Here is a 26,142-nt window from a genome sequence, read left to right on the forward strand (position 1 = left end):
TAGCTGAACAGCGACTCGTCGGCGTCCACCTGCCCGTCGATGGCCTTCGCGTACGGGTCCAGCAACAGCTTCGACGGGTTGCACCGGTGCCCGTTGGCGGGCTCGTACGGGCCGTGCACGCGGTAGCCGTAACGCTGGCCGGGCTGGACCGCCGGCAGATACGCGTGCCAGACGAATCCGTCGACCTCGGTCAGCTGGACCAGCTGCTCCGATCCGTCGTCATTGATGAGAGCCAGGTCAACTTGTTGAGCAACCTCCGAGAACAGCGCGAAGTTCGTACCGGAGCCGTCGTACGTGGCTCCGAGGGGATAGGGACGACCAGGCCATTTCTGCACTCGATGACAGTAGCCACTCACTGCCGCGATTGCTCATTGGTCTGCCGAACCAGTGCAGTGGCGACCAGATTTAACTTTGTGTTACTTGTCTGGGACAGCCTGGTGAGGAAACCGAACGCCCGGTCGGAGTCGAGCTGGTAGCGCTCCATCACGATGCCGACCGCCTGGCCGATCACGTTCCGGGTGGCCAGCGCCTCGGTCAGCGTCTGGTCCTGCCGGGCCCAGCCCATCGCCACCGCCACCTGGCCGGCGAACATGCTGCCCAGCTGGATCGCGTCCTGGTCGATCGCGTTCGGCTCCCGGGCGTACAGGTTGAGCGCGCCGCGGACGTGCGGCACGGCCCGGAACTGGAAGGCGACCTGCGAGCCGAAGCCGAGCGCCGCCGCCTTCGGGCCGAAGTCCGGCCAGCGCGGATCGGCGGCCAGGTCGTTGACGGCGACGACCGGCTCCTCGATCGCGGCGTCCAGGCACGGGCCCTCGCCCAGCTCGTACTGCAGGTGGTCCGCCCTGGTGACGGTCGGGCCGGTCGGCGCCAGTGTCTCGATCCGGCCTTCCTTGGTGGTGATCGAGATACTCGCCTCGACGATGCCCGGGATGGTCTCCGCGGTCACCCGGGTGATCACCGCCAGGGTCTCGTCCAGATCCATCGGGTTGCTCAGCGATGCGGCCACCTCGGCCATCGCGTCGGCGATCTCCAGATGCAGTTCAGTCATGTCAGCCCCTCGAGCAAAAAAGCCGATTCCCCCGGGACTTCGGCGCGTCTTACCCCAGTGTGCGTCATAACCGGCTGGACAAGGGTCGACCCCGGCGCTGCTTTCCTCAACGCCGGGGCCTGGAGACTGCGGGACCTCGAGTTCCTGCACTCTCGTAGCGGTCCTGTGCCCTTAGCTGCCGGTCCTAAGCAGGATCCGGCCGGTCAACTGATTCCGTCCAGGATCCGGCGCAGGCCCCACAGGTACTGGTCGGTCGAGACGTAGGTCGCCATCGTCCGCGCCGCGGCGGCGGAGCGAGGGAAAACCTCGGCTGGGATCTGTTCGAAGACCCGTCGGCGGCTGTCGATCCGGGCCGCCTCGGACGGCAGCGGCCCGGGCTCCGACTCGTCGGCCACCTCGAGGGCGATCGAGCCCAGGACGTAGACGATCAGCAGGTACGTCGACCGCGCGGCCGCCGTCGGCGCCAGCCCGGCCCCGATCAGCAGCTCCTGCAACTGCTCGCCGATCGCGGTCGCCCGCGGCCCGTCCATCGGCCCGCTCATCAACAGCGCGGCCGCGCCGGGATGCGCCACCAGCCGCTCGCGCAGGTCGATCGCCAACGCCTCGATCCGCTCCCGCCAGGGCCGGTCGCGGTCGGCGAAGACGCCGTGGTCGGCGTCGCCGAGCAGCTTCTCGACCAGCGCCCGGACCACCGCCGCCTTGTCCGGGAAGTAGGTGTAGACCGCGTTCGGCGCCACGCCGACCTTCGCGGCGATGCCCCGGATCGAGGCACCCGCCGGTCCGGCCTCGTCGAGCAGAGCGAGCGCCGCGTCGAGGATCTCGTCCTCGGTCAGCGCCCGCCGTGGTCCGGGCCGTCCCCGTCCTGCCGGTGTCATCCAGAATCTCCTCTTGACGTATCTCTGGACAGTGTACATTATTTGGACACTGTACAAATTCTGTACGCCGTACAATTTCTGAGGAGACGCCATGATCCGCCGCATCACCGGTGCGTTGTTCGTTCTCGCCGCGATCGCCTTCGGGGTGGCCGCGAGTGTGCTCTCGTCGACCTTCGAGTGGCCCGACATCCTGCGGGAGCCGGCCGACGTGGTCCTGCCGGCCTTCACCGCGGGCGGCACCAGCCTGATCTGGACCTGGTTCGCGGTCGCCTGGACCTATGCGTTGCTCGCCATACCGATCCTGCTGCTTCCGCATGTGCTCAATCGCCGCCACGACCCCGTACTACGAACCGCCACCTGGCTCGGCGCAGCGTCGGTGCTGCTGTCGCTGATCGGCTTCCTGCGCTGGGTTTTCGTGGTTCCGCCGCTCGCCCGCGCCTATGCCGAAGGGGACGAGACGACGCGCGCCGCAGTACGGGCTGCTTGGACTGCACAGCATCAGTTCGGTGGGGCGTTGCTCGGGGAGCATCTCGGGCAGTTGCTCGGAATCGCTTGGAGCGTTGGGGTTTGCGTCGCGTTGCTGCGCGAGCATCGGTGGGTGGCGATCGCGGGGCTGGTGGCGAGCGCGCTGTATCTCACCAACCAGGGCGATGTGCTGGCGACGGCGATCCCGGACTTCCCGGTCTGGGACCTGGGCGGGCTGATCGGCAGTACGGCGTGGGGCCTGTGGACGGTCGCGATCGGGGTGACTGTTTGGCGGCGTACCGGTGACGTTACGCAATTGAGTGAGCACGTGGAGTAGGTTCACCCGCATGCTTAAGCGCGCTGCAGTTATTGCCGGAGCTCTACTACTCGCGACCGCCGGCGCCGCGACCGCCTCCATGACGGCATCGACGGAGGGTCAGGACCACAAGCTGATCGTCGGCGGGACGCTGTCCAGTACGACGGAAGCGCCGTGGGCGATCGCGTTGACGAACACCGAGTCCGCGCGCTCGACCGGCCGCTGGTGCGGCGCCGCGCTGGTCAGGGCGAACAAGATCATCACCGCCGCGCACTGCATCATCAAGCCGGCCAATACCTTTCTCGCGATCCAGGGCCGGCCGGACCTGACCGACACCTCGGTCGGCCGCGCCTCCGGGATCAGGTCGATCTGGATCCACCCCGGCTACAACAAGACCGAGAACCGCTACGACTTCGCCGTACTGACGCTCAGCAGGCCGCTCAACGGCGTACCGCTGCTGCCGTTGGAGCTCGACCCGAAGGCTGACCGGAAGGGTGTGGTGCCGACGGTCTACGGCTGGGGCGACACGCAGGACACGGGTCCCGCCGACACGTTGTCGAAGCTCGCCGTACCGGATCTCGGGGATGCCACCTGCCTGGCCAACGAGGAGTACAAGACCAACGGGTACTCCGCTGCCACCAACGTCTGCGCCGGGTACGTCGACGGCGGCCGCGATGCCTGCCAGGGCGACTCGGGCGGCCCGCTCGTCCTCAACGGCCGACTCCTCGGCACTGTCTCGTGGGGCAAGGGCTGCGCCGAGAGCGGTTATCCCGGGGTCTACGCGCAGGTCGCTTCCGCCGGGAAGGCGCTGCAGGCGGAGATCGCTCGGTAGTTCTTACTGTCACTGACGTTGACACTGTCATATGACAGTGTCATGATCCAAGCATGGAACTGTGGACGCTTGGTGAGCTGACGGACCGGGTAGGCGCGGCACTGGCCGACTACCCGGGCCAGGTCAACGGCCGGGTGCGCGCCGTTCCGGACCAGCGCGCGATCCGCTGGTACACGACCATCGGCCTGATCGACCGGCCGACCGAGATGCGCGGCCGCACGGCGTTCTACAGCCAACGCCACCTCCTGCAACTGGTAGCCATCAAACGCCGCCAGTCCGAAGGCCACACCCTCGCCGAGATCCAAACCGAACTGACCGGCGCCACCAACGAAACCCTCCACCCCATCGCCGCCCTCCCACCCACCGCTGCAGGCGGGCCCGCAGGCGACACCGCCCCACCCAGCCCCTCCGCCGCAGGCATCCCCAGCGCCGCTGCACCCAGCCCCGCCGCCTCAGGCACCTCCAGCACCGCCACTGCCGCCACCACTGCCGCCGCAGCTGCCAACCCCAGCGCCGCCACCCCCGCCCCCGGCAGCCCAGGCGATCCCGCACCCGGCAGCCACGTCAAGCCGCCTCCGCCGTCCCGCCCCCGCTTCTGGGCCGACCACCCCCAACAACCACCAGCAGCCGACCCCGCCCCAACACCAACAGCGGATCAGCTTGCAGTGGTCACAGCCGTCCGCCTAGCCGACGGCATCACCGTCGTGCTCGACCACCCCGGCCCCATCGCCGACCCCGCCCGCCTAGCGGCCGCCGCCGCCCCGCTGCTGGCGGAGCTGACCAAGCAAGGCCTGCTCAACCGATCGTCAGGAGACGAGACATGACCATTCTTCCCACCCTCCACCCCGACGACCGACGCGACGCGAGCACCGACGACGCCGGTCTCGGCACGCTCAGCACCGAGCGCGGCAACCTCCCGCTGGAGCGCATCGACGCGCACGCCACCATCACTGGCCTGACCGCCGGCACCGTGCTCACCCAGGACTTCCGCAACCCGTACGACGTCCCGCTCGAAGCGACCTATATCTTCCCGCTCCCACCCCGCGCCGCCGTCACCACGCTCCGGCTGACCGCCGACGGCCGGACCGTCGAGGCAGAGCTCCAAGAGCGCGCCCAAGCTCGCGAGACCTACGACACCGCCATCGCGGCAGGCCAGCGCGCCTCCATCGCCGAGGAGGAGCGCCCCGACGTCTTCACTCTGCGCGTCGGCAACATCGTCCCGGGCGAGCGCGTGACAGTGCAGCTCACCCTGGTCGCGCCCCTCCCCTACGAGGACGGCGAAGCGACGTACCGGCTGCCGTTGGTGGTTGCCCCGCGCTACATTCCCGGCGCTCCACTCGACGGCCCCAGCGTCGGCGACGGCGTCGTACCGGACACGAACGCAGTACCGGACGCCTCCCGCATCACGCCGCCGATCCTGCTCCCCGGCTTCCCCAACCCCGTCCAGCTGAGCATCACCGCCGACATCGACCCGTCCGGCCTGCCCCTGCACGGGATCCGCTCCAGCCTGCACGCGATCGGCACGGAGCAAGGCGACCGCGTCACCAGCGTCGCGATCAACCCCGGTGAGCGGGTGGACCGCGACTTCATCCTCAGACTCGCGTACGGCGAGGCCGAGGCGACCGCCACCGCCTTCACCGTTGCCCCCGACAACGACGCTGACGGCGAGGGCACCTTCGAGTTCACCGTCCTGCCGCCAGTGGCAACCACCTCGCCGCGCCCTCGTGACGTCGTACTGGTGCTGGATCGCTCCGGCAGCATGGGCGGCTGGAAAATGGTCGCGGCCCGCCGAGCAGCCGCGCGCATCGTCGACACTCTCACCGCGGCCGATCGCTTCGCCGTGCTCAGCTTCGACACCGTCATCGAGCGCCCGGCCGGCCTGCCCGAAGGCCTCTCCGACGCCACCGACCGGCATCGCTTCCGCGCGGTCGAGCATCTCGCCGGCCTGGAGGCCCGCGGCGGCACCGAGATGCTCGCACCGCTGCGCGAAGCAGCCACCCTGCTGAGTGGTGACAGCGAGCGCGATCGAGTCCTGATCCTGGTGACCGACGGCCAGGTCGGCAACGAGGACCAACTCCTCTCCGAGCTGAACACCCCGCTGGCCGGCGTACGGATTCACACGGTCGGCATCGACCAGGCGGTCAACACGGGCTTCCTCAGCCGGCTGGCCGGTCTCGGCGGCGGCCGCTGCGAACTGGTCGAGAGCGAAGACCGCCTCGACGAGGCCCTGGACCGCATCCACCTCCGGATCGGTACGCCGCTGCTCACCGGCGTCGCGCTGTCTGTCGACGGACTGACTCTGCAGACCGACTCGATCAGCCCGGCCCGTACGCCGAACGCCTTCGCCGGCGTTCCCCTCGTACTGCGTGGCCGATACCGCGGCGCGGCCGACAACGCCACCGCCCACCTGCGTGGCATCACCGCGTCGGGCGAGGAGTGGCAGGTCGACGTACCGGCTGTCCAGACGGAGAGCGCGTCGGCAGGTGCTGTCTGGGCGCGCGGCCACTTGCGTGATCTCGAGGACCGCTACTCCAGTTCGCACGGCGACCTGCAGGAGTTGGAGCAGCAGATCGTCGCGGTGTCGTTGCGGCACCACGTGCTCTGCCGCTTCACCGCACTTGTTGCCGTCGACTCCCGAGTCGTCGCCGATGGTGGCCCTGGGCATCGAGTCACTCAGCCGGTCGAGCTGCCGGCCGGCTGGGACCAAGCGGCGCTTGCCATGCCGGTAGCCTTCGCCGCCGGTGCGCCTGCCGCTGCCGCCCCCGCGGGCGGGCTTGCTGCCGCTCCCGCGGGCTTCCCGCTCGCCGGTGGTCCGGTCGGTGGCGGCTTCGGGGCGGTCGCCTCGCGCCGGATGTCCGGGGGGCGTCGAGCCGCCAACGCGAAGGGGTTAAGCCTTGGGTTTGCACCGAGTGGCGTCGCGGGTGGGTTCACGGAGGAGTTGCAGTCCGGCCCCGATCACCTGGCCGACGCTCGTCTGCAGGCTGCCGCCGAGGCACGGCTGCTCCGCGACGCCGGTACGCCGACAGCTCTGCAGCGGCGGATGATCCTGTCCGACCTGGCCAGCCGTCTCGACGCGCTGCTCCGCAACCTCGGGTCGGGCGCCGAGCCGGTCCGGGAGCTCGTCACCGCATTGGCAGCACTCGAAAACCCGATCGCAGTCCCCGAGTCGCAACTCGACGAGCTCTGGGCACAAGCCCTGCGAGTCCTCGACGAGTTCGCCGGCCAGTCGGCCGGCGGCGCCGCCGATCCCGCGCTCGGGGCGGGCGCGAGCCCCGCTGCCGCGGCACCGAAGCGACCGTTCTGGAAAAAGTCGTGATCAGCAGTTAGGGCTGTACAACGGCGGGCGAGCCCTGTCACGCTGACCCGATCGATCCGGTCGGAGGTCAGCATGAGCCGAACCACTCGCCCGCCGTCAGCGTCCCATCCGCTGTTGCGCAAGAAGAACATCGACGACATGCTCGCCGCCAGTCGCGGCGATCACGGATCCGCGCATCTGCAGCGGACGATGGGCACCTTCCAGCTGATGATGTTCGGCGTCGGCGCCACCATCGGCACCGGGATCTTCTTCGTCCTCGCGGTGACGGTGCCCAAGGCCGGCCCGGCGGTGATGGTCACCTTCCTGCTGGTCGGTGTGATCGCCGCGCTGACCGCGCTGTGCTACGCCGAGGTCGCCTCGACCATCCCGGTCTCCGGCTCCGCCTACTCGTACTCGTTCGCCTCGCTCGGCGAGTTGCCGGCGTACATCGTCGGCTGGTGCCTGATCCTCGAGTACGGCGTCGCCGGCGCCGCCACGTCGGTCGGCTGGGCGGAGTACTTCAACGCCTTGCTGGACGACGTCTTCGGCGTCACCATCCCCGAGTCGCTGAGCTCCGGACTGCTTGCCGAGGGCCCCGGCATCATCAACCTGCCGGCCGTCGTGCTGGTCGGCATGTGCTGCCTGCTGCTGCTCCGCGGCGCCAAGGAGTCGGCCCGCGCGAACGCGATCATGGTCGTCATCAAGCTCTGCGTCCTCGGGTTGTTCGTGGTGCTCGCGCTGACCGGCTTCAAGTCCGGCAACCTGCAGCCGTTCGCGCCCGAGGGGATCAGCGGCATCTCCGCCGCCATCCCGGCGATCTTCTTCACCTTCCTCGGCATCGACGCCGTCTCGACCGCGGGTGAGGAAGTCAAGGATCCCGGCCGGACCATCCCGCGAGCCGTCTTCGGCGCGGTCCTGATCGTGACGGTCTTCTACCTGCTGGTCGCCTTCGCCGCCGTCGGTGCCCAGGAGACCTCGAAGTTCGAGGGCCAGGACGCCGGTCTGGAAGCGATCCTGAACGACGTCACCGGGGTCTCGCTGCCCGGCATCATCATCGCCGCCGGCGCGGTGGTCTCGATCTTCTCGGTCACCCTGATCACCGTCTACGGCCAGACCCGGATCCTGTTCGCGATGGGCCGCGACGGCATGCTGCCGCCGCTGTTCAAGGAGGTGAACCGCAACACCCTCTCGCCGAACAAGAACGTGCTCTTCACCAGCGCCTTCATCGCGATCCTGGCCGCCGTGGTGCCGATCGACAAACTGTTCGACCTGGTCAGCATCGGCACCCTGGCCGCGTTCATGGTGGTCTCCGCGACGGTGATCATCCTGCGCCGGACCCGGCCCGACCTGGAGCGCGGCTTCCGGTTGCCGTTCGGCCCGGTGATCCCGATCCTGTCGATCCTGTCCTGCGCGTACGCCGCGAGCACGATCGCGGCCGTCACCTGGATCTCGGTCGGCCTCTGGCTGATCCTCGCGCTGGCCGTCTACTTCCTCTACAGCCACAAGCACTCGATCCTGGCCGATCGCAGCGAGGAGGGTGAGCAGTGAAGGCCGTAGTCGCCTACCGCGGCGGTGACGACACCCCCGAGGCGCTCGAACTCGGCGCGACCCTACGCCGTACGACGGGAGCCGAGCTGGTCGTCGTCGCCGTCCTGCCGCCCGCCTCCGAACCAGGCACCGAGCGGATCGATCTCGAGTACCGCCAATGGCTCGACTCGGTCGCCGACGAAGCCCGCCGCAACGCGGTGGACGCGTTGTCCCACGACGATCCCGAAGGCCTGGAGTTCCGCCGGATCGCCTCGCACTCGGTCGCCGACGGCCTGGTACGGGTGGCAGGCGAATCAGACGTCGACCTACTGGTACTGGGTTCAGCCCGCGCCGCCACCGAAGGCTCGCTGCTGGTCGGCAGCGTCAGCTCGCGACTCCTGCACTCGTCCCCGGTCCCGATCCTGCTCGCGCCCCAGGGCTACGGCGGCGATCCGCTCGCCACCTTCGGCTCGCTGACCTGCGCGTACGCCGGCACCGATCGGTCCCGCGAAGCACTGGCCGCGGCCTGCGCCCTGGTCAAGCGCTACGACGGGCATCTGCGAGTCGCCACCTTCGTGCCGCGCGCGAACACCATGTATCCGCCCGAGGTCGGCCTCGACGCCGAGGACATGGTCGCCGCGCAGTGGGCCGAGCAGGCGGTCGAGCTGCATGAGGACGCCGAGGAGTTCTGCAAGAACCGCGGCGTCACCGACGTCGAGACGGTCGTGGCCCGCGGCCGCGGCTGGGAAGGCGCGCTGACGGCGATCCCCTGGACCGCGGACGACGTACTGGTACTCGGTTCCAGCCGGCTCGGCCCGCTGGCCCGCGTCTTCCTCGGCTCGACCGCGACGAAGATCCTCCGGCACACCCCGGTGCCGACCCTCGTCGTCCCGTCCGGCTCCTACACCTGGACCGACTAGCTCTGCTTCACCTGAACCGACTAGCTCTGCGGGATCCGCAGCGCCTGGACCGTGGCGCCCAGCTCAGGATCCGCGGCGAAGACGTTCAGCGCGGAGGACAGCACCTCCGCATAGGTCGCGCGCGCTGACTGATACCGCTCCCGCCCTTGATCCGTGATGACCGCGTAGACCCCACGCTTGTCCGACGGGCACAGATCCTTGAAGGCGAACCCGGCCGTCTCCAACCGCCCGACCAGCCGGGTGATCGACGACTGTCCCAGCCCTACCTTGTCGGCGAGGTCCTGCATCCGCAGCTCACTGCTCTCGGAGTGCGCGAGGTGCTCCAGCGACCGGTACTCCGACAGCCCGATCCCGTGCTGACTCTGCAACGCCAGCGTCAGGTCGCGCTCCACCCGCGCGTGCAGCATCAGGACCCGGTCCCACGCACTGCTGTCGGACGCGCGCAGCGAAGTACTCATGAACCTCAGAGTACATGCACAGACAAGATCTCGATGGTTCATCCCCCGCACCCGATAGCGTATGCTCCGGTGAAGTGCTTGCATGTACATGCAACTACTAACTCGAGAGGACACCCCACATGCAGTGGCTCTACCTAGGCATCGCCGTCGTCTTCGAGATCGTCGTCGCCATCGCGGCCGGCAAGGCCGAAGGCTTCTCCCACCGCAACTGGACGATCGTGACGCTGGTCAGCGGCGCCTTCGGCACCTACTTCCTTAGCCGGGCGCTGCTCACCTTCGACGTCGGCGTCGGCTACGCCCTGTGGACCTCGGTCTCCGGGATCGGCATCACGCTGCTCGGCGCGCTGCTGTTCGGCCAGCGGCTCAGCTGGCGCAAGGGGCTGGGCATCGCGGCGATCATCGCCGGCGTCGTCGGCCTCCAGCTCAGCGGCGCGGCCTGACCCCTGCCCACCAGACCTCACCGGAAGGAACCCCAGATGTCCAACCCCACCGCCGCGCGCTCCTGGCTGATGCTCCTGCTGGCCGGCGTTTTCGAGATCGGCTACGCACTCTCGGTCGGCGGAAGCCACGGCTTCACCCGGCTGACCTGGTCGCTGGTCGCCGTCGTGTTCTTCCTACTCACGCTCTGGGCGCTGAGCGCCGCGCTCCGCACCATCGAGGTCAGCATCGGCTACGCCGTCTGGGCCGGTATCGGCGCGGCCGGAGCAGCGGCCCTCGGCCCGGTCTTCTTCGACGAGCGCCTCACGCTGGTCCAGTCCCTGTGGCTCGGCCTGATCATCGCCGGCGTCATCTGGCTCAAGCTCGCCGACCGCCTGGACAACGCCAGGCGGCCCGCAGCCGCAACTGCTACTCGAAGCTCTCGTACGCAGGCAGCGTGAGGAAGTCGATGTACTCGTCGGCCAGCGCCACCGCGAGGAAGGTCTCACGAGCGGTCGCATAGCCGGCCGGGTCGCCGTCGAGCTTCGCGATCTCCTCGTCGGCCAGGCCGGTCACCAGCTCGGTGGTCACCACCGCGCCGGTGTCGAGGACGACGTTGTTGTGCCGCCACTGCCAGATCTGCGAGCGGGAGATCTCGGCGGTGGCGGCGTCCTCCATCAGGTTGAAGATGCCGACCGCACCAGTTCCCTCGAGCCAGGCGGCGAGGTACTGGACCGCGACGCTGATGTTGTTGCGCAGTCCGGCCTCGGTCACCTCCCCCGGAGTGGCGGCCACGTCGAGCAGCTGCTCGGCGGTCACCTCGACCTCGGGACGCAGTACGTCGAGCTGGTTCGAGCGGTCGCCGAGGACCGAGCTGAAGACGGCCTTGCACGTCTCGACCATGCCGGGGTGCGCGACCCACGAGCCGTCGAAGCCGTCGCCGGCCTCGCGGGTCTTGTCCGCCTCGACCTTCGCGAACGCCTGCTCGTTGACCGCCGGGTCCTTGCTCGGGATGAACGCTGCCATCCCGCCGATCGCGTGCGCGCCGCGCTTGTGGCAGGTCCGGACCAGCAGCTCGGTGTAGGCGCGCATGAACGGCACCGTCATGGTGACCGAGTTCCGGTCGGGCAGCTGGAAGTCGGCGCCCCGGGTCCGGTAGGTCTTGATCACGCTGAACATGAAGTCCCAGCGGCCCGCGTTCAGCCCGGCCGAGTGCTCGCGCAGCTCGTAGAGGATCTCCTCCATCTCGAAGGCGGCCGGGTAGGTCTCGATCAGCACGGTCGCCCGGATCGTGCCGCGCGGCAGCCCGAGGAAGTCCTGGGCCAGTACGAACGCGTCGTTCCACAGCCGCGCCTCGAGATGCGACTCCATCTTGGGCAGGTAGAAGTACGGCCCCTGCCCGCGGTCGAGCTGGAGTTGTCCACAGGCGACCAGGTAGAGCGCGAAGTCGACCAGCGAGCCCGACGTACGCTCACCGTCGACCAGCAGGTGCTTCTCCGGCAGGTGCCAGCCGCGCGGCCGGACCACGATGGTCGCCAGCTCCGCGTCCGGCTTCAGCGCGTACGACTTGCCCGCCTCGCTGGTGAAGTCGATCCGGCGAGTGACCGCGTCGAGCAGGTTGAGCTGCCCGCCGACCACGTTCTCCCAGGTCGGCGTGTTCGCGTCCTCCTGGTCGGCCAGCCACACCTTGGCGCCGGAGTTGAGAGCGTTGATCGTCATCTTCCGATCGGTCGGCCCGGTGATTTCCACCCGCCGGTCGACCAGCCCCGGTGCCGGATCGGCGACTCGCCAATCCGGGTCCTCGCGCACAGCCTTGGTCTCCTCCAGGAAGCCGAGTGAGCCACCCGCGGCGATCTCGGCCACCCGGGCCTTGCGCCGCTCCAGCAGCTCCAGCCGGCGCGGGTTCAGCTCCCGGTGCAGCAGCCCGATCAGTTCCAGCGCCTGCTCGGTCAGGATCTCGTCGTACCGGTCGTGCTTCGGCCCAATGACCTCGACTGACACAAATAGCTCCTTAGCTGTCTTGCAATAGCGGCAGGACGTCACGCAGTACGGCGGCGTGCTCCTCGGGTTTCCCGAGCCCCATGTTCATCGTATTCACGCACAGATGGGTGGCGCCCAGCTCCCGCCACCCGTCGACGTACGAACGCCACTCCTTCTCCGGTACTGCGCCCAGCGACAACCGCGGCTCGAACCCGATCTCGGCCGGATCGCGTCCCGCCTCCACTGCGGCAGCGCGAATCGTGTCGAGCTGCGCCCGAGCAGCCGCGTCAGGCGGGCTCTGCGGCATCCACCCATCCCCGATCCGCCCCGTACGACGCAGTACGGCGTCCGCGCCGCCGCCGAACCAGATCGGGATGCTGCGCCGCGGCGGCAGCGGGTTGAGCCCTGCCTCGACCACCTCGTGGAAGCGGCCTTCGGTCGAGATGACCGGATCGGCCCAGAGCTTGCGCAACAACTCGACCTGCTCGGTCAGCCGCGCCCCGCGCTGCTCGAACGGCACGCCGAGCGCCTGGTACTCGACCGCGTTCCAGCCGATCCCCACGCCCAGCCGCAGCCGGCCGCCACTCAGTACGTCGACCTCGGCGGCCTGTTTGGCGACCAGCGCGGTCTGCCGCTGCGGCAGCACGAGCACGCCGGTGACGAGCTCCAGTGTGGTGGTGATGGCGGCCATGAAGCCGAAGAGCACGAAGACCTCGTGGAACAGCGACTGGTCGGTGTAGCCCTGCCAACCCGGCCGGTTGGCCGGGTCGGCGCCGAGCACGTGGTCGTAGGCGAGCGCGTGGGTGTAGCCGGCGGTCTCGACGGTCCTGGTCCAGTCCCGGACGACGCCCGGGTCCGCACCGATCTCGAGTTGCGGGAAGACGGCACCGATTCTCACGCTGTGACTCCCTCGAGTAGATCGACCAGGCCTTCGACCGCCAGCTCGAACGGCTCGTCCGAGCCGGCCGCGGCGGCCAGTACGTAACCACCCTGCAGGACGGCCGCGATGGTCGCGGCGGTCCGGTCCGGATCGAGGCCGGCCGGGTACTCGCCAGATTCCTTGCCTTCGGCAATGATCTCGGCGAGCCGGGTGCGGATCCAGGCGAAGACCTCGGCCACCGGCGCACGGAGTACCGGGTCGGCCATCACGTCCGGGTCGGCGGTCAGCCGGCCCATCCGGCAGCCCTTGAGCACCTCGCGGTCGCGCCGCAGGTAACCGGCGATCCGGTCGGTCGCCGGGCCGGAGCCGGCGAACTGCTCCTCGGCCGCCGCGCGCAGCTCGGCGCCGGACCGCTCGATGGCCGCTCGTGCCAGCTCGGCCTTGCCCGTGAAGTGGTGGTACATGCTGCCCTGACCGGCGTCCGCGGCCCGCTGGATCGCCTTCGGACTGGTACCGACGTAGCCCCGCTCCCAGAGCAATTCCTGGGTACTGCGGATCAACCGTTCGATCGTCTCCACCGCGCCACTGTACCCACCGATAGGTACAGCGTCCCGTTAACAGTGCGTTTCCCGGCCGAGCCCGACCCACGGGCGACCTGACGCCTGACCACGGCTTACAGATATTGTCGGCCTCCATGAGCACCAGGGTCGCGATCGCCGTCATCACCTTTCGGCGGCCCGCTCTGCTCGAAGCGCTGCTCGACAGCCTGCTGGCCCAGGAGCTTCCGGCCGAGGAGGATTTCGCCGTCCGGATCATCGTGGTCGACAACGACGAGGACGGCACCGCGACCGACGTGATCCAGCGCGCCGCCAAGGAGTCCCGGTTCCCGATCGAGGCCGCGATGGAGCCGGAGCCCGGGATCCCGTTCGCCCGGGAGAAGTCGGTGCTGCTGGCCTGGGACGACGACGCGCTGATCTTCGTGGACGACGACGAGGTGGCGCCGCCCGGCTGGCTGTGCACGATCCTGCGGGCCTGGCGCTCGACCGGCGCCGACGTGGTCACCGGACCGGTTCGCGGCATCCTGCCGCCGGACGCGCCGGCCTGGAACCAGCACAGCGACGTCCACGACTCGACCGGGCGGCACGCCACCGGCGACTTCCGGAACAAGGCGTACACCAACAACACCCTGGTCGCGCAGCACGTCTTCCACTCGGTGACGCCCAGCTTCCACCCCGCCTTCCGCTACACCGGCTCCAGCGACCTGCACTTCTTCCTGCGGGTGCACCGGGCCGGCTACAAGATCGTCTGGTGCGAGGAAGCCCAGATCCACGAGCACGTGCCGGCCTCCCGGACGACGCTGTCCTGGCTGGTCCGGCGCGCCTTCCGCTCCGGCAGCGGCGACACCATCAGCCGGCTGCTGATCCGGCCGGGGGTGCGCGGCTACCTGCTGGTGCTGGCCTATTCTTTGGCCCGGATCGTGTCGGCGCTGGGCTTCGGCCTCGGCGGCCTGGTGCTGTTCCGGAAGTCCTACCAGCTGAAGGCGGTCCGCCGGTTCTTCTCCGGCATCGGTAGCCTCGCGGGGATAGTAGGGATCAATCACGACGAGTACCGGGAGCGGCACCATCCTGACGGTGAGGACGCTGTGCGAAGCGGTCTGGACGGTGGAGCGGGAGCTGGACCTGCTGACCTGGCAGATCGACGAAGTGCGGCCGTGGCCGATCATCCGGATGCGCATCTTCCATGAGCTGACCCGCCGCAGCGGCTTGCACGGCGACCCCCACCCGGTACGCCGTACTCGCGCCGACCAGGCACGTTTGGTCGGCAAGCACCTGGCCGGCACGGTCACCCGTAACCCGTTCCTGGCCCGCGGCTCGTTCGACTCGCTGGTGATCCCGCACCCGCGCAAGCCCGGCGGCGTCGAGATCTACACCGACTCGCTGCGCGCCGCGCTCGGCAGCTCGGCGCTGGTCCTGGACTCGGGCATCAACGGCACTCCGCTGCCCGACAGCCACAACCTCGACTTCTTCACCTCGGCCGCCGGGGCTGTCCGCAGTCGCAAGGTGCATGCTCGCTGCGCCGAGATCACTGCGGCGCTGGAGGCGGCGACCGGGGTCAGAGTGCCGATCGGCTCGCTCATCGGGCGGGAGGTGCCGAAGCACGCTCGACTCCGGGCGGTGTACCGGGCGCTGCTGCGACGCCGCCGGATCAAGACCGTGTACGTCGTGGTCGCGTACTTCCACCAGCACCTCGTCGGAGCAGCCCGCGACCTCGGCATCCGGGTCGTGGAGCTCCAGCACGGGGTGATCAGCCCCTACCACCTCGGCTACAGCTACCCCGGCCGTCCAGACGTCGCGGACCAGCCGGACGAGCTGTGGTGCTTCGGCTCCTACTGGACCGACGTCGCCGAGCTGCCCGCGGGCATGAAGGCGTCGGTGGTCGGCTCGTCCTTCATCGCGCCGCTCACGTCTGCCGAGCTGACGGCCAAGGATCCGCGACTGGTCGTCTTCCTGTCACAGGGCACGACCGGGCCGACTCTGCTCGGCTATGCCGCGGCACTGGCGGCAGCGCGGCCGGACCTGGACGTGGCGTTCCACCTGCACCCGAGCGAGCGCAGTACGGACTATGTGGTGCCGGTAGGCGTGCGGCTGTCGGCAGGCAATACGTTGGCGGTGTTGAAGACCGCGACGTACCAGGTGGGGGTCTCCACGACCGCGCTCTTCGAAGGCATGGTGCTGGGCTGCCGGACGGCCGTCGCGGAGCTTCCCGGGCATGAGTACCTGGCCCCGGCCATCGCTCGGGGCGACTCCGTCCTGGTCGCCGGCCCGGAGGAACTGGCCCCCGCCCTCAGCACTCTCCCCCAGGCCTCCGACCCCACCACGTACTACGCCCCGCTGCGGCTGCCGGTGTAGTTAAGGCTGCCGGCCGATGAAGCCGAGCAGCTTGTCCTGCAGCGAAGCATCCTCCGGCACGACGACCTCCGGGCCGAACACCTCGATCCCGAGCCCGAAGGCATCCGGGGTCCGGTACATCTCGATCACCTCGGGCGGGATCGCCGAGTTGCCCGCCCAGAGCCGCTCGACGTCGACCGGGTCCATCGTCTCGTCCTGGCCGGTCGCACGGGCCAGGTCCCAGCCGTGCAGCACCAGGTCGTCGCTGATCACCGAGTCGATCTGCCCCTCGACCGTGGTCCGCCCGGCCGGCGTGTCTGCCTCCTGTGCCACCAGCGCCGGATCGGCCAGCACCGCCTCCACCGCCGCGCGCGCCGCCTGGAACGCCTTGAGCGGGTCTTCCTCCGCCGGCACCGTCTGCCCGACCGGCATCAGCATGTAGCCGTGCATCGCCACGATGTGATCGAGGACGTCGCGCGCCGTCCACTTGTCACAGGGCGACTGGTTCGCCCACTGCTCCGGCCGCACCGCCGCAACCTTCTGCTCGAACGCCTCCGCCCGCCGCCGGTACCGATCCGCGATCTCACCCATCAGGTCCTCCCGACCATCTTTTGCGGTTCTGCTCGAATAGTCTCCGTCAGCGCCAACCTTTTGGCGAGAGCCGCCGTCTCAGTGTGTGCAGGACCAAGGGGGTGCTGCGAAACCTAAAGGTGGGGACCATGAACAAGAAGACCAAGCTGGCCGTTTCCTCTGTCACCGCAGGGATTGCGGCGCTCGGCGCCGCCGGGGCGATGCTGCTGGGCGCGCTGCCCGGTAACGCAAGCACCACCGACGCGAAGACCGTTGCCGCGAGCAACGCTTCGGCGCTGCAGCCGTCGAGCCTCAGCTTCGTCGCCAGCCGCTGGGACTGCACCCAGGGTGGCAGCTACTTCAACGCCAAGAACTGCCACTTCGGCGCGATGGTGCCGAAGGGCTGGAAGGCCACCAAGGTGGGCGCGCACGACGCGAAGTTCGCGGTCGGCACCGACTTCCTCCGGGTCGCCGACGGACCGCAGCAGCTGACCACCGCCAAGGCGATCGCCAACAAGAAGGCGGCGCTCAAGGGCACCCGCGACCTGAAGGTCCTCGGGGTGGTCAACACCACCGCGACGACCGGTGGCAAGTCGTACTCCACCATCGTCTACACCTACACGGACGCCGCGAAGACCACCCGCTGGGTGGCCACCCGCTTCCTGGACCCGAGTGGCTACAACGGCCGCTCCGCCGCGATCGAGCTGACCGTCGGCGGTCCCGTGCAGGACAAGACCGCGCTGACCAACGTCCTGGCCCGCGCCACCACCTCGGCGTACCAGGCCGGGTGACCTGCGCACAGCGGCTCCACCCACTACCGTCAGAACCCTCAGGGTCAGGACGACGAAAGGGTGGAGCCGGTGCGCTACATGCTGCTGCACAAGACGAACGAGAAACTCGAGGCCGGGCAGGCTCCTGATCCGGAGATCCTGGCCCGAGCGGACGCGGTACTGGAGGAGATGCGGCAGGCGGGCATCCTGCTCGTCGCCGAAGGCCTGATGCCGAGCTCGCACGGCGCCAGGGTGACGTTCCCCGGGGGTGGGGCGCCACGCGTGATCGACGGCCCGTTCGCCGAGACCAAGGAACTGGTCGCCGGGGTCTCGATCATCCGGGTCGAGTCCAAGGACGTGGCGGTCGGCTGGGCCCTCCGCTTCGCCGACGCGGACCCCGGCACCGAGATCGAGATCCTCGAGATCGCCGACTGATCCCCTAGACGAGAGTCCCTTCCTCCGCGCTGACCAGCGACTCGATGGCAGCGAAGAAGCGGGCGATGCCGGGCAGATTGCCGCCCTTCTCCCGGGAGGCGGCGAAGTCCTCCGGCGTCTCCCACTCGACGATGTCGAGCCACTCACCGCCCGGCAACCGCACCAACTGCGCCGCGACGAACCCGGCGCGATCAGCGGCGAAGTCGGCCAGCATCTCCGGCCGGGCCGCCAACAGCTCGGCTTCCTTGTCGTCGGCAACCTTGAAGCGGGTCAGCTCGATCGTACTCATCTCAACTCCGTCATCGATCCTGATAGTCAGTGATATTGACTAAACTACCAGTGCCGTTCAAGACCTGAAGAGGCGGACGACGCCGTCGCCGGAGCGGGCGGTCCAGCCGTCGGTGTGGTAGGTGACGATCTCGCCGGGCTGGGTCGAGTCCTCGCCGGCCGAGATCAGCTCGATCCGGCTGATCGGCTGCTTGATGCCGGCCACGAGCACCTTGGTCTTGGCCTCGATGACGTTCAGCGCCGCCGACTTGCGAACCAGGACCGCGCCGGGGTCGGTCAGGCGGAGTACCTGCTCGGCCGGGGTGAACATCGGCGCTTCCGAGGCGAGGGCTGGGTCCTGTGGGGATCCCGGCTCGCCGGCGAACGCTCGTGCCGCGCCCTCTTCCAGTACTTCGCGCAGCATCTCGCGCCAGGCCTGGAAGATCGCCGGGCCGGTCAGCTCCTCGGGCAGCGGCCGCTCGCGTTGGCTGAGGATCGCGCCGGTGTCGAACTCCGCCTCGGTCCGGTGCAGTGTCGCGCCGACGGTGGTCGCGCCTTCGTAGACCAGCCGGACCGGGTTCGGCCCGCGGCCGGCCGGGAGCGGCGACGGGTGCAGGTTCACCGCGCCGTAGGTCGGGATCTTCAGGATCTCCGCCGGGATCAGCCGCGGGAAAGCGGCCGAGATCACCAGATCGGGCTCCAGCGCCGCGATCGCGGCGGCGGCCACGGTCCGGAGCTTGCCGGTGACCAGCACGTCGGCCGTTCGCGGCAGCTCCAGCAGGAACGGCTTCGCGGCGGGGTCGTACCGGTCACTGGCACCGGCCGGTGGGGTCACCACCAGCACGATCTCGTGGCCCTGCTCCTCGGCCCAGCCGGCGATGTTGGCGTAACCGGGCCAGAACGCGTTCATCGTGACGATCCGCATGTGGCCCAGTCAATCACCCGTGACGTTCGCTGCCGCCCAGGCCGAGATGTCGTCGCGCCGGATCGCCGCCGCCATCAGGTCGGGGAACAGCTCCGGCGTACAGGCGAAGGTGGGCACCCCGAGGTCGGCCAGCGCGACCGCGTTCTCCGCGTCGTACGACGGCGTGCCCGAGTCGGAGAGCGCCAGCAACGCGATCAGCTGCACCCCTGACTCGACCAGGCCCTGGGCTCTGCGCAACAGCTCCTCGCGGACGCCGCCCTCGTACAGGTCGCTGATCAGCACCATCACCGTCTCGCCGGGGCGGGTGATGAGCTGTTCGCAGTACGCGACGGCGCGGTTGATGTCGGTGCCGCCGCCGAGCTGCGTGCCGAAGAGGACGTCCACCGGATCGTCCAGCTGGTCGGTCAGGTCGACGACGGCGGTGTCGAAGACGACGAGACTGGTCCGCAGCGCCCGCATCGACCCCAGTACTGCGCCGAACAGGCTCGCGTAGACGACGGATTCGGCCATCGAGCCGGACTGGTCGACAGCGAGGACGATGTCGCGCTGCACGCTGTGGTTGCGTCGCGCGTAGCCGACCAGCCGGTCGGGGACGATCGTGCCCAGCGAGGGCGAGAAGTGCTTCAGGTTGGCGCGAATCGTCCGGTCCCAGTCGATGTCCGAGTGCCGCGGCCTGCCCGTGCGACCGGCACGATCGAGTGCGCCGCTCACCGCCGCGCGAGTCCGCTCGGCCAGCCGGGCCTCCAGCTCGGCGACCACTCGGCCGACCACCTCGCGCGCGGTCTGCTTGGTCTCCTCGGGCATCACCTCGTTCAGCGCGAGCAGCGTGCTGACCAGGTGGACGTCGGGCTCGACCGCGTTGAGCAGCTCGGGCTCCATCAGCATCCGGGTGATGCCCAGCCGCTCGACCGCGTCGCGTTGCATCACCTGGACGACCGAGGTCGGGAAGTACTGCCGGATATCGCCAAGCCACCGGGCAACTCGGGGAGCCGACGAGCCCAAGCCGGCCGACCGTTTGGTGCCGGGCTCACCGCGCTCCGCGTCGTACAGAGCGGCCAGGGCCGCGTCGACCGAGCGGTCGGAGGCGGAGAGCGTCGTACCGGATTCGGGGTCGGCTTCGCTGCCGAGCACCATCCGCCAGCGGCGCATGCGTTCGTCGTCCGCAGGCATCGTCACACCCCCAGCAATTGCTTGACGACCGGCAGGACCGAGGCCGCGAGCAACGAATCCAGCTCGTTGTCGTCAGCAAGTACTGCGGCAGCCGGGTCGCCCAGCGCGCGGGCACGGTCGCCGATCGAGCGGCGCTCCGGCGAGGCGAAGGTCCCGAAGGTCCGGCGCAGCAGTGGCAACGCCTCCACGAACGCGTCCTCAGGGATCGCGCCCAGCCAGGCGTCGACCAGCGCGAGCAGCCGCTCGTCGTGCACCAGCAGGAGTCCACCGCCGGCCAGGAAGCCTTCGACGTACCCCGCGGCGTCGGCGGTCGGAGTACCGGGAGACAGTGCGCGACCCAGGCGGAGTGCGACCTCGGCGGCCTCCAGGCGGGACTTGTCGAGCATCAGCCGGGTCAGGCGGCCGGCGATCAGCGGCGGCACGGACGGCCGGTCGCTCAAGCCCTGCAAGGTGTTCAACCATTCGAGCCGGACGGCCTCGTCCAGCAGCGCCGTCGCATCCTGAACACCGTCGATGAGCTCCAGCACCGTCGCGGACGCCTCTGGGTCGAGCCCGTGGACAGTGCGCGCGAGACCGGCACAAACGCGCGAGACCATCCGTCCGGCGACCAGCCCCAGCCCTTCGGCCGATGAACCCCGGACGTCGCCGTACCGGGCGGAGCGCGCGAGGGCAGGCAGCGCGGCCATCAAGTGACCCACGTCCGCGTCCTTCGCCGCACGGGTATCGACGCCCTGCAGCAAGGTCGGCAACGCGTCGGCGAGATCGGCCAGCAGCGACCGCTCCAGCGCGAACGTCACCTCGGCCAGCGTGGCCGAATCATCCGCTGCCTTGAGCATCGTCGTGGTCGCCGCGCCGAGCACCGTGGTCCCGTGCGCGCCCGCGGCCACCAGATCGACCTCCAGACCGGGATCCCAGGCGAGCTTCCAGCTCTCCCGGAAGGTGCCCTGGTTGCGGCGCTCATCGGCGGTCGGCACACCCCAGTCGATACCGAGGATCCGGAGCCGGTGCAGCAGCCGCGACTTCTCCAGGTCGTTCGGCTTCCGCAGGTCCAACTCGATCACCCGCTCGGCGGCATCCCGCTTCAATCGCAGCCGTCGAGCTTGCGCGGCGAGATCGGCAGCCACCGGCGCCTGCGGCGTCTCAGCCGGTACTGCGCCCAGCAACTCGCCCACCACCGCTTCGCGGGTCACCAGGTTGAGCAGCACGTCGTTGCCGCCACACATCACCGCCCGCGTCGCCTCGGTGACCTCACTCAACCCAGCCAGCGGCCGTTCTCTCAACGCAGCAAGGGCATCTGCGAGCCGCACGGCCTCGATCACGTGAGCGCTCGACACCGGCAGGTCCTCGGCCCGCAGTACGTGGGCGACCTTGGTGAGCCAGCGGGTGGTGATCTGGTCGGGCGCGGTGAAGAGGTGGTGGTACCAGCCGGGCGAGGTCACGCCGGCGCCGTACCCACTCGCGGTGGCGAGCCGGCCGTGCGTCCACGGAACCCAGGTGCAGGCGACCTTGCGCTTCGGCAGACCTTTCAGGATCCGCTGGTCGTGTGTTGCCGGTGGCAACGGTGCTTGCAGGGCCGGGACATGCCAGGCGCCGCAGACCACGGCGATCCGCTCGAAGCCCTCTTTGATTGCCTTGCGCAAGGTGATCCGCATGTAGGCCTCGCGCTGCGCCTCCCGGCCGACTGCCTCCTCACCGCGCCGCAGCTCGGTCATCGCCTCGGCGATCACGGTGAACGGCTCGGCGCCGTCGCGGCGGTGCTCGATCACGTCGTCCCACCAGCGCTCGGGATCGTCGTACCCACCGGCCGAGGCGAGCGTCGCGAGCGGGTCGGCCGACATCCCGCGCCGATCCTCCCGCCCCGAGCTGCCGAACTGGTACGCCGCCGGCAGATCGCAGAACCGCACCGGTACGCCGCTCGCCAGCGCGTGCTTGATCGCCTGCCACTCCGGGCTGAACACCGCGAACGGCCAGAACGCGGCCCGGGTCGAGTCGTCGGCCGCGTAGGCCAGCAACGCCACCGGCGGCACCATCTCCTCGGAGGCGGCCAACTCGACCACCTTGTCGGCCTCCGGCGGTCCCTCGATCAGCACGATGTCGGGCTGCAACTCCGCCAGGGCAGCCGCCAGCGCCCGGGCGGACCCGGGACCGTGATGCCTGATACCGAAGAGGTGAACGGTCATCCGGAGATGTCCCGGCATGCGCGGTAGAAGTCGGCCCAGCCGTCCCGCTCGCGGACCACCGTCTCCAGGTACTCCGACCAGACCACGCGATCCGCCGACGGGTCTTTGACCACGGCCCCGAGGATGCCGCCGGCAACATCGTTCGAGCGCAGTACGCCGTCGCCGAAATGCGCCGCCAACGCGAGACCGCCGGTGACCACGCTGATCGCTTCGGCCGTCGACAGCGTGCCGGAGGGCGACTTGACCGCAGTACGGCCGTCCTCGGTGCGCCCGGATCGCAGCTCGCGGAAAACGGTCACGACGCGGCGGATCTCCTCCACTGCGTCGTCTTGCTGCGGCAGTTCGAGTGAGGCACCGAGCTGCGCGACCCGGCGGGAGACGATCGCGACCTCGTCCTCGGCGTCGTCGGGGAGCGGCAGGACGACCGTGTTGAACCGGCGCCGGAGCGCGCTGGACAGCTCGTTCACGCCCTTGTCGCGATCGTTGGCGGTGGCAATGACGTTGAATCCCTTCCGGGCCTGGACCTCCGTGCCCAGCTCGGAGATCGGCAGCGCCTTCTCGGACAGGATCGTGATCAGCGCGTCCTGTACGTCGGACGGCATCCGGGTCAGCTCCTCGATCCGGGCGATCTTCGCGTCGGCCATCGCCCGGAACACCGGACTCGGCACCAGCGCCGCCTCACTGGGGCCTTGGGCAATCAGTTGCGCGTAGTTCCAGCCGTACCGGATCGACTCCTCGGCTGTGCCTGCGGTGCCCTGCACCAGCAGGGTCGAGTCACCACTGATCGCCGCAGCCAGGTGTTCGCTGACCCAGGTCTTCGCCGTTCCCGGTACGCCGAGCAGCAGCAGCGCGCGGTCCGTCGCGAGAGTGGCAACCGCTACCTCGACCAGGCGGCGCGGGCCGACGTACTTGGGGGTGATCTCGACATTGCCCGCCTTGCCGCCCAGCAGATAGGTGACCACCGCAGCCGGTGACAGCTTCCAGGCAGGCGGCCGAGTCCGGTCGTCGGTGGCTGCCAGCGCGGCCAGCTCCGCGGCGTACTCGTCCTCGGCGTGCGGGCGCAGTACCTCAGTCATGACAGCTCCTCGTACATTTCACGGCGGAAGATCAGGGTCTCGACCAGGCGTCGCCGCCAGGTGTCTTCCTCGCCGGTCGGTTCGCGGGTGATCGGATGGTCCAGTACTTCGGCCGGTACGGCGCGCGCCGCGATGCTGGCCAGCCGCGCGGCGGTTCTTGCGGTGCCGGCTTTGGCCAGCTCGTCGAGGATGCTGTTGGCCAGTGTCGGAGGCCACGGGACCGGGAGGCCGCCGACCAGGTCGGCGATGTCGACGCGGGTGCGGAGCAACTCGACGGCCGGCCCCCACTCGTCGGGCGGCAGGATCCGCAGCAGCTCGGCGACTCTCCCACCGGTCCTGGCATCAGCGAGCAGCAGCGCGCGGGCCCACTCGGCGGAGCCTTCGCGGATGGCGGCCTGGGTCCACGCGACCTGGAACACCTCGGGCGAGCAGCCTTCGACCTCCAGCTGCAGCTGGTCGAGCTCGAAGGTGGAGAGCGGTGCGGCGGCAACGATCTGCCGGAACCACCAAGCCCGCTTGCCGATTCCGTCCTGCGGCTGTGGGTCGATGCCGTCGCGTTCCATCGCGGCTGTCAGCCGGGCCGGCAGGTCGACGGCGATGACGCCTTGGCTGATCGTGAGGTGTGACCAGACGCGTTGTGCCATGCGTACGCCGTACTGGGAACCGGGGATGCGCGCGAGCAGTCCGGCGGCGGCTCGGCGGACGTCTTTGGCACGGTCGTCGAGGGCGTGTTCGAGGAATTCTTCGTCAGTTGCCGACAGGTTGGCGGCCAGCAGGTTGAGGAAGTCGAGACGGGTTGGGGCCGGCTCGCTCGGCCAGACCTCTCTGAGCGCTTCCAGTGCTGCGGCGGGGTCTTCCTGGCGGCGGGCGCGCAGCCAGGAGCGGCGCTGGGTCGGGTTGCCGTGGGTCCAGTGGTCGTTGCCTTCGACAACTGCCTCGTGGAGGAATCGCCAGTCCGGGTTGAGATCCGCGAGCCAGCTCGCCCGGCGGCCTGCTGCCTTCACCACCAACGGCCGGTACTCCGCTCTGCCGCGCGCATAGTCGGCCAAGGCGGGGAGGTGCTCGGGCGGGACACCCCAGCCCTTGGCATCGGCGGCTCTCAGCCACTCGCCCAGAGCTGTGGTCTGGAAGCCGGTCAGCATGGCGGTGAGGCGGCGGATGGCGGCTGGTCTGGGGAGTGGGCGGTCTTCGCCTTGGGCTTGCGGTAGTGGGGTGAGGCCTTCCAGCGGAGTACGGCCGGCTCGCTTGTAGAGGGTTGCGAGGGCGGCCGCATCCAGGAGGTCACCGTCGCCTAGTTGCTCCTGGATCTTGGGTGGTAGGTCCTCGAAGCGTGCCGGTCTGCGCTCGGTGCCTAGCAGTGCTGAGCTGACCAGGCCGTCCCAGCCCCTCATGACAGGATCACCGGTCGGTCGCCGTCCCAGCAGGTCATCGGCTTGAAGCCGGCTCGGTTCCACTCGCCGGCGACGGTGATGGGGTCGCCTCCGGACACGGCCAGTAGCTGCCAGAGGTCTACGCCGGGGAGGACTTCCAGGGCGTCACCTTCGGCGTCGACCAGGGCCCAGTTTTCGCCGTTGGGGGCTGGGCGGACGTCGGTGAGGACGAGAGGCCAGCGTTCGTTCCAGGGGTCGGCGGCGAGCGATTCAACGTACGAGGCGAGCGCTTGTTTGGCGTTGAAGCCTGCTGGGCTTGGGGCGGGGAGGCGTGGGGCCGTTTGGGTCAGGAGGGCTCGCATCGGGAGGGCGCCTGGGTAGTAGGAGAGCACCGCGGGGACTAGCTCGCCGGGGCGGGCCGGGAGTGGGTCGAGTTGGCGTCCGCCGGCGGCGAAGTTGAGGATCAGGGCCAGGCGTCCGGTGCTCGAGCCGCGGAGCCAGAGGCGTCGTACGGTCAGGTGGTCGTCGGGCTCGATCACACGGCCGAGCACCAGCCAGTCGTCTTCGACCTTCTCACCTTCGGCCAGCACGCGAGCGGTCTCGACGGTCCAGCCGATCCGCGACTGGACAGTGTCGGCGAGGCTCGGTGGGAGGTCGCTGAGTCGGCTGTGCGCGGAGACGATGAGGTGGATGAGAGACAGCTCCTCCAGCAGTTCGCCGGGCCAGCCGTGACCGCGCCCGACGACGGCGGCGGCTCGGCGTACGGCGCCTGCTACTCCTGGCGCCTGGGCATCCACCATGCGCGCGGCCAGCCGGCTCAGCTCGGAGTACCCGCGCTGCTCGAACCCACCGAGCCCCCGGCGTACCTGGTCGTTGAGCCAGCTCTCCAGCTCGGCCATCCCCGCCGACACCCGATCAGCCCGCCGAGCCACCCGCTGCTGCGCCGCGAGCGGATCAGCCACCTCCCCCGGCTTCCGCTCAGCCTTCTCCGCCGACTTCTCCGCCCGGGCCGCCCGCTCCTCCAACCAACTGGCTGCCCACTCGGCTTCAGGCGCCTCCCGCAACTGCCCGGTCGCCGCCAGCAACATCAACGCCAGCCCGTGCTTACACGGAAACTTCCGACTCGGACAGGAGCACTTGAACGCCGGCCCGCTCAGATCGACGACGGTCTGATACGGCTTCTTCCCGCTGCCTTGACACAACCCCCAGAGCGCTCGCTCAGAGCTGCCTGTTGCTGACCACTTCTGCGGTTTGGCCAGCCCCTGAGCAGCCTTCGCTGACGCAGCATCGGGTGCCAGCGCCAGCACCTGCTCCATATCCAAGCCCGCCACCACACCCCCTGCCGCTCAACCTCTACCCCGCAGAGCATGCCACCAGCCGCCGACAACCCCATCAGCCGAGTACTACGTCGGCAACCACCAGCAACCGCCAGCGGGTGCTGAGCGCCGCCGGCTCCACCGCTTACTGCAAGTGTGCTC

The 26,142-nt window shown here is 69.4% G+C and carries 26 protein-coding genes and 1 pseudogene; 12 read left to right on the plus strand and 15 right to left on the minus strand.

Going from position 1 to position 26,142, the window contains the following annotated elements; all coding sequences use genetic code 11:
* The 3 genes and pseudogenes from AB0P21_RS28130 to AB0P21_RS28140 form a co-directional block, all read right to left on the minus strand.
* Window positions 1–335, minus strand: a pseudogene (locus tag AB0P21_RS28130) (glycogen debranching enzyme); the annotation flags it as partial.
* Between the two features lie 17 nt (window positions 336–352).
* On the minus strand, window positions 353–1,048 hold the full coding sequence (locus AB0P21_RS28135; protein ID WP_363700232.1) for a GAF and ANTAR domain-containing protein: 696 nt from the start codon (window positions 1,046–1,048) through the stop codon (window positions 353–355).
* 203 nt (window positions 1,049–1,251) lie between these two features.
* A complete protein-coding gene (locus AB0P21_RS28140) occupies window positions 1,252–1,923 on the minus strand; it encodes a TetR/AcrR family transcriptional regulator (RefSeq protein ID WP_363700233.1) in 672 nt (223 codons plus the stop codon).
* 91 nt (window positions 1,924–2,014) lie between these two features.
* Here AB0P21_RS28140 and AB0P21_RS28145 point away from each other — a divergent pair, with 91 nt between their 5' ends.
* The 6 genes from AB0P21_RS28145 to AB0P21_RS28170 all read left to right on the plus strand — a co-directional run bounded on the left by AB0P21_RS28145 (window position 2,015) and on the right by AB0P21_RS28170 (window position 9,278).
* Complete coding sequence (locus AB0P21_RS28145; RefSeq protein ID WP_363700234.1) at window positions 2,015–2,725, plus strand: DUF4386 domain-containing protein; 711 nt, start codon at window positions 2,015–2,017, stop codon at window positions 2,723–2,725.
* 10 nt (window positions 2,726–2,735) lie between these two features.
* Window positions 2,736–3,536 carry a serine protease gene (locus AB0P21_RS28150; RefSeq protein WP_363700235.1) on the plus strand — a complete coding sequence of 267 codons (801 nt, stop codon included), beginning with the start codon at window positions 2,736–2,738 and terminating at the stop codon, window positions 3,534–3,536.
* Window positions 3,537–3,589: 53 nt separating this feature from the next.
* Window positions 3,590–4,360: a MerR family transcriptional regulator gene (locus tag AB0P21_RS28155; protein WP_363700236.1), complete on the plus strand. Its 771-nt coding sequence runs from the start codon at window positions 3,590–3,592 to the stop codon at window positions 4,358–4,360.
* Window positions 4,357–6,852: a VIT domain-containing protein gene (locus tag AB0P21_RS28160; RefSeq protein ID WP_363700237.1), complete on the plus strand. Its 2,496-nt coding sequence runs from the start codon at window positions 4,357–4,359 to the stop codon at window positions 6,850–6,852. The genes AB0P21_RS28155 and AB0P21_RS28160 overlap by 4 nt, the downstream gene beginning before the upstream one ends.
* A gap of 72 nt (window positions 6,853–6,924) precedes the next feature.
* Window positions 6,925–8,379 (plus strand): amino acid permease, encoded by a 1,455-nt coding sequence (locus tag AB0P21_RS28165; protein ID WP_363700238.1) that lies wholly within the window; start codon window positions 6,925–6,927, stop codon window positions 8,377–8,379.
* Window positions 8,376–9,278, plus strand: coding sequence for a universal stress protein (locus tag AB0P21_RS28170; RefSeq protein ID WP_363700239.1), 903 nt, complete (start codon window positions 8,376–8,378; stop codon window positions 9,276–9,278). Before AB0P21_RS28165 ends, AB0P21_RS28170 begins: the two co-directional genes overlap by 4 nt.
* Window positions 9,279–9,298: 20 nt before the next feature.
* Here the strand turns inward: AB0P21_RS28170 and AB0P21_RS28175 are convergent, their stop codons facing one another.
* The gene (locus AB0P21_RS28175) at window positions 9,299–9,736 is read right to left on the minus strand and encodes a MarR family transcriptional regulator (protein WP_363700240.1); all 438 of its coding nucleotides are present in this window, start codon (window positions 9,734–9,736) and stop codon (window positions 9,299–9,301) included.
* Window positions 9,737–9,855: 119 nt separating this feature from the next.
* Here AB0P21_RS28175 and AB0P21_RS28180 point away from each other — a divergent pair, with 119 nt between their 5' ends.
* Both AB0P21_RS28180 and AB0P21_RS28185 read left to right on the plus strand, forming a co-directional pair.
* Window positions 9,856–10,176: an SMR family transporter gene (locus AB0P21_RS28180; protein ID WP_363700241.1), complete on the plus strand. Its 321-nt coding sequence runs from the start codon at window positions 9,856–9,858 to the stop codon at window positions 10,174–10,176.
* A 36-nt stretch (window positions 10,177–10,212) separates the two neighbouring features.
* Entirely contained in the window at window positions 10,213–10,614 is a 402-nt protein-coding gene (locus AB0P21_RS28185; protein WP_363700242.1) for an SMR family transporter, read from the plus strand.
* Here the strand turns inward: AB0P21_RS28185 and aceB are convergent.
* From aceB to AB0P21_RS28200, 3 genes are read right to left on the minus strand one after another with little or no spacing between them, the layout of a single operon-like run.
* Window positions 10,583–12,154: a malate synthase A gene (gene aceB, locus AB0P21_RS28190; RefSeq protein WP_363700243.1), complete on the minus strand. Its 1,572-nt coding sequence runs from the start codon at window positions 12,152–12,154 to the stop codon at window positions 10,583–10,585. The two genes, AB0P21_RS28185 and aceB, sit on opposite strands and share 32 nt — an antisense overlap.
* Before the next feature lie 10 nt (window positions 12,155–12,164).
* Window positions 12,165–13,031, minus strand: coding sequence for an LLM class F420-dependent oxidoreductase (locus AB0P21_RS28195; RefSeq protein ID WP_363700244.1), 867 nt, complete (start codon window positions 13,029–13,031; stop codon window positions 12,165–12,167).
* Window positions 13,028–13,591 (minus strand): TetR/AcrR family transcriptional regulator, encoded by a 564-nt coding sequence (locus AB0P21_RS28200; RefSeq protein WP_363700245.1) that lies wholly within the window; start codon window positions 13,589–13,591, stop codon window positions 13,028–13,030. Before AB0P21_RS28200 ends, AB0P21_RS28195 begins: the two co-directional genes overlap by 4 nt.
* Before the next feature lie 116 nt (window positions 13,592–13,707).
* On the opposite strand from AB0P21_RS28200, the gene AB0P21_RS28205 reads away from it, so the two are divergent.
* Window positions 13,708–14,757: a glycosyltransferase gene (locus AB0P21_RS28205; protein WP_363700246.1), complete on the plus strand. Its 1,050-nt coding sequence runs from the start codon at window positions 13,708–13,710 to the stop codon at window positions 14,755–14,757.
* The gene (locus AB0P21_RS28210; RefSeq protein ID WP_363700247.1) at window positions 14,645–15,922 is read left to right on the plus strand and encodes a hypothetical protein; all 1,278 of its coding nucleotides are present in this window, start codon (window positions 14,645–14,647) and stop codon (window positions 15,920–15,922) included. The genes AB0P21_RS28205 and AB0P21_RS28210 overlap by 113 nt, the downstream gene beginning before the upstream one ends.
* Here AB0P21_RS28210 and AB0P21_RS28215 read toward each other — a convergent pair whose 3' ends face one another.
* Window positions 15,923–16,492 carry a TIGR03086 family metal-binding protein gene (locus AB0P21_RS28215; RefSeq protein WP_363700248.1) on the minus strand — a complete coding sequence of 190 codons (570 nt, stop codon included), beginning with the start codon at window positions 16,490–16,492 and terminating at the stop codon, window positions 15,923–15,925.
* Window positions 16,493–16,620: 128 nt separating this feature from the next.
* On the opposite strand from AB0P21_RS28215, the gene AB0P21_RS28220 reads away from it, so the two are divergent.
* Together AB0P21_RS28220 and AB0P21_RS28225 are read left to right on the plus strand one after the other, a co-directional pair.
* Complete coding sequence (locus tag AB0P21_RS28220) at window positions 16,621–17,262, plus strand: hypothetical protein (RefSeq protein ID WP_363700249.1); 642 nt, start codon at window positions 16,621–16,623, stop codon at window positions 17,260–17,262.
* A 78-nt stretch (window positions 17,263–17,340) separates the two neighbouring features.
* A complete protein-coding gene (locus AB0P21_RS28225; protein WP_363701247.1) occupies window positions 17,341–17,676 on the plus strand; it encodes a YciI family protein in 336 nt (111 codons plus the stop codon).
* Window positions 17,677–17,680: 4 nt separating this feature from the next.
* Here the strand turns inward: AB0P21_RS28225 and AB0P21_RS28230 are convergent, their stop codons facing one another.
* Genes AB0P21_RS28230 through AB0P21_RS28260 form a run of 7 tightly spaced genes read right to left on the minus strand, consistent with a single transcriptional unit; the run spans window position 17,681 to window position 25,995 of the window.
* Window positions 17,681–17,965: an antibiotic biosynthesis monooxygenase gene (locus AB0P21_RS28230; RefSeq protein WP_363700250.1), complete on the minus strand. Its 285-nt coding sequence runs from the start codon at window positions 17,963–17,965 to the stop codon at window positions 17,681–17,683.
* 57 nt (window positions 17,966–18,022) lie between these two features.
* Complete coding sequence (locus AB0P21_RS28235) at window positions 18,023–18,868, minus strand: formyltransferase family protein (RefSeq protein WP_363700251.1); 846 nt, start codon at window positions 18,866–18,868, stop codon at window positions 18,023–18,025.
* A 9-nt stretch (window positions 18,869–18,877) separates the two neighbouring features.
* Window positions 18,878–20,044, minus strand: coding sequence for a VWA domain-containing protein (locus tag AB0P21_RS28240; protein WP_363700252.1), 1,167 nt, complete (start codon window positions 20,042–20,044; stop codon window positions 18,878–18,880).
* Window positions 20,041–22,218: a DUF5682 family protein gene (locus AB0P21_RS28245; RefSeq protein ID WP_363700253.1), complete on the minus strand. Its 2,178-nt coding sequence runs from the start codon at window positions 22,216–22,218 to the stop codon at window positions 20,041–20,043. The genes AB0P21_RS28240 and AB0P21_RS28245 overlap by 4 nt, the downstream gene beginning before the upstream one ends.
* A complete protein-coding gene (locus tag AB0P21_RS28250) occupies window positions 22,215–23,294 on the minus strand; it encodes an AAA family ATPase (RefSeq protein WP_363700254.1) in 1,080 nt (359 codons plus the stop codon). The genes AB0P21_RS28245 and AB0P21_RS28250 overlap by 4 nt, the downstream gene beginning before the upstream one ends.
* Window positions 23,291–24,685, minus strand: a complete 1,395-nt coding sequence (locus tag AB0P21_RS28255; RefSeq protein ID WP_363700255.1) for a DUF5691 domain-containing protein — start codon at window positions 24,683–24,685, stop codon at window positions 23,291–23,293. Before AB0P21_RS28255 ends, AB0P21_RS28250 begins: the two co-directional genes overlap by 4 nt.
* Entirely contained in the window at window positions 24,682–25,995 is a 1,314-nt protein-coding gene (locus tag AB0P21_RS28260; protein WP_363700257.1) for an SWIM zinc finger family protein, read from the minus strand. The genes AB0P21_RS28255 and AB0P21_RS28260 overlap by 4 nt, the downstream gene beginning before the upstream one ends.
* Window positions 25,996–26,142 lie beyond the last annotated feature (147 nt).

The organism is Kribbella sp. NPDC056861 (assembly GCF_040687575.1).
Lineage (GTDB): Bacteria > Actinomycetota > Actinomycetes > Propionibacteriales > Kribbellaceae > Kribbella.

Excerpts from the sequence above, each read along its gene's own strand:
- AB0P21_RS28145 (WP_363700234.1), top strand. The coding sequence starts at position 2,015 with ATGATCCGCCGCATCACCGGTGCGTTGTTCGTTCTCGCCGCGATCGCC.
- AB0P21_RS28230 (WP_363700250.1), bottom strand. The coding sequence starts at position 17,965 with ATGAGTACGATCGAGCTGACCCGCTTCAAGGTTGCCGACGACAAGGAA.
- AB0P21_RS28135 (WP_363700232.1), bottom strand. The coding sequence starts at position 1,048 with ATGACTGAACTGCATCTGGAGATCGCCGACGCGATGGCCGAGGTGGCC.
- AB0P21_RS28255 (WP_363700255.1), bottom strand. The coding sequence starts at position 24,685 with ATGAGGGGCTGGGACGGCCTGGTCAGCTCAGCACTGCTAGGCACCGAG.
- AB0P21_RS28140 (WP_363700233.1), bottom strand. The coding sequence starts at position 1,923 with ATGACACCGGCAGGACGGGGACGGCCCGGACCACGGCGGGCGCTGACC.
- AB0P21_RS28245 (WP_363700253.1), bottom strand. The coding sequence starts at position 22,218 with ATGACCGTTCACCTCTTCGGTATCAGGCATCACGGTCCCGGGTCCGCC.
- AB0P21_RS28225 (WP_363701247.1), top strand. The coding sequence starts at position 17,341 with ATGCTGCTGCACAAGACGAACGAGAAACTCGAGGCCGGGCAGGCTCCT.
- AB0P21_RS28150 (WP_363700235.1), top strand. The coding sequence starts at position 2,736 with ATGCTTAAGCGCGCTGCAGTTATTGCCGGAGCTCTACTACTCGCGACC.
- AB0P21_RS28175 (WP_363700240.1), bottom strand. The coding sequence starts at position 9,736 with ATGAGTACTTCGCTGCGCGCGTCCGACAGCAGTGCGTGGGACCGGGTC.
- AB0P21_RS28205 (WP_363700246.1), top strand. The coding sequence starts at position 13,708 with ATGAGCACCAGGGTCGCGATCGCCGTCATCACCTTTCGGCGGCCCGCT.
- AB0P21_RS28235 (WP_363700251.1), bottom strand. The coding sequence starts at position 18,868 with ATGCGGATCGTCACGATGAACGCGTTCTGGCCCGGTTACGCCAACATC.
- AB0P21_RS28250 (WP_363700254.1), bottom strand. The coding sequence starts at position 23,294 with ATGACTGAGGTACTGCGCCCGCACGCCGAGGACGAGTACGCCGCGGAG.
- AB0P21_RS28185 (WP_363700242.1), top strand. The coding sequence starts at position 10,213 with ATGTCCAACCCCACCGCCGCGCGCTCCTGGCTGATGCTCCTGCTGGCC.
- AB0P21_RS28215 (WP_363700248.1), bottom strand. The coding sequence starts at position 16,492 with ATGGGTGAGATCGCGGATCGGTACCGGCGGCGGGCGGAGGCGTTCGAG.
- AB0P21_RS28220 (WP_363700249.1), top strand. The coding sequence starts at position 16,621 with ATGAACAAGAAGACCAAGCTGGCCGTTTCCTCTGTCACCGCAGGGATT.
- AB0P21_RS28180 (WP_363700241.1), top strand. The coding sequence starts at position 9,856 with ATGCAGTGGCTCTACCTAGGCATCGCCGTCGTCTTCGAGATCGTCGTC.
- AB0P21_RS28165 (WP_363700238.1), top strand. The coding sequence starts at position 6,925 with ATGAGCCGAACCACTCGCCCGCCGTCAGCGTCCCATCCGCTGTTGCGC.
- AB0P21_RS28160 (WP_363700237.1), top strand. The coding sequence starts at position 4,357 with ATGACCATTCTTCCCACCCTCCACCCCGACGACCGACGCGACGCGAGC.
- AB0P21_RS28155 (WP_363700236.1), top strand. The coding sequence starts at position 3,590 with ATGGAACTGTGGACGCTTGGTGAGCTGACGGACCGGGTAGGCGCGGCA.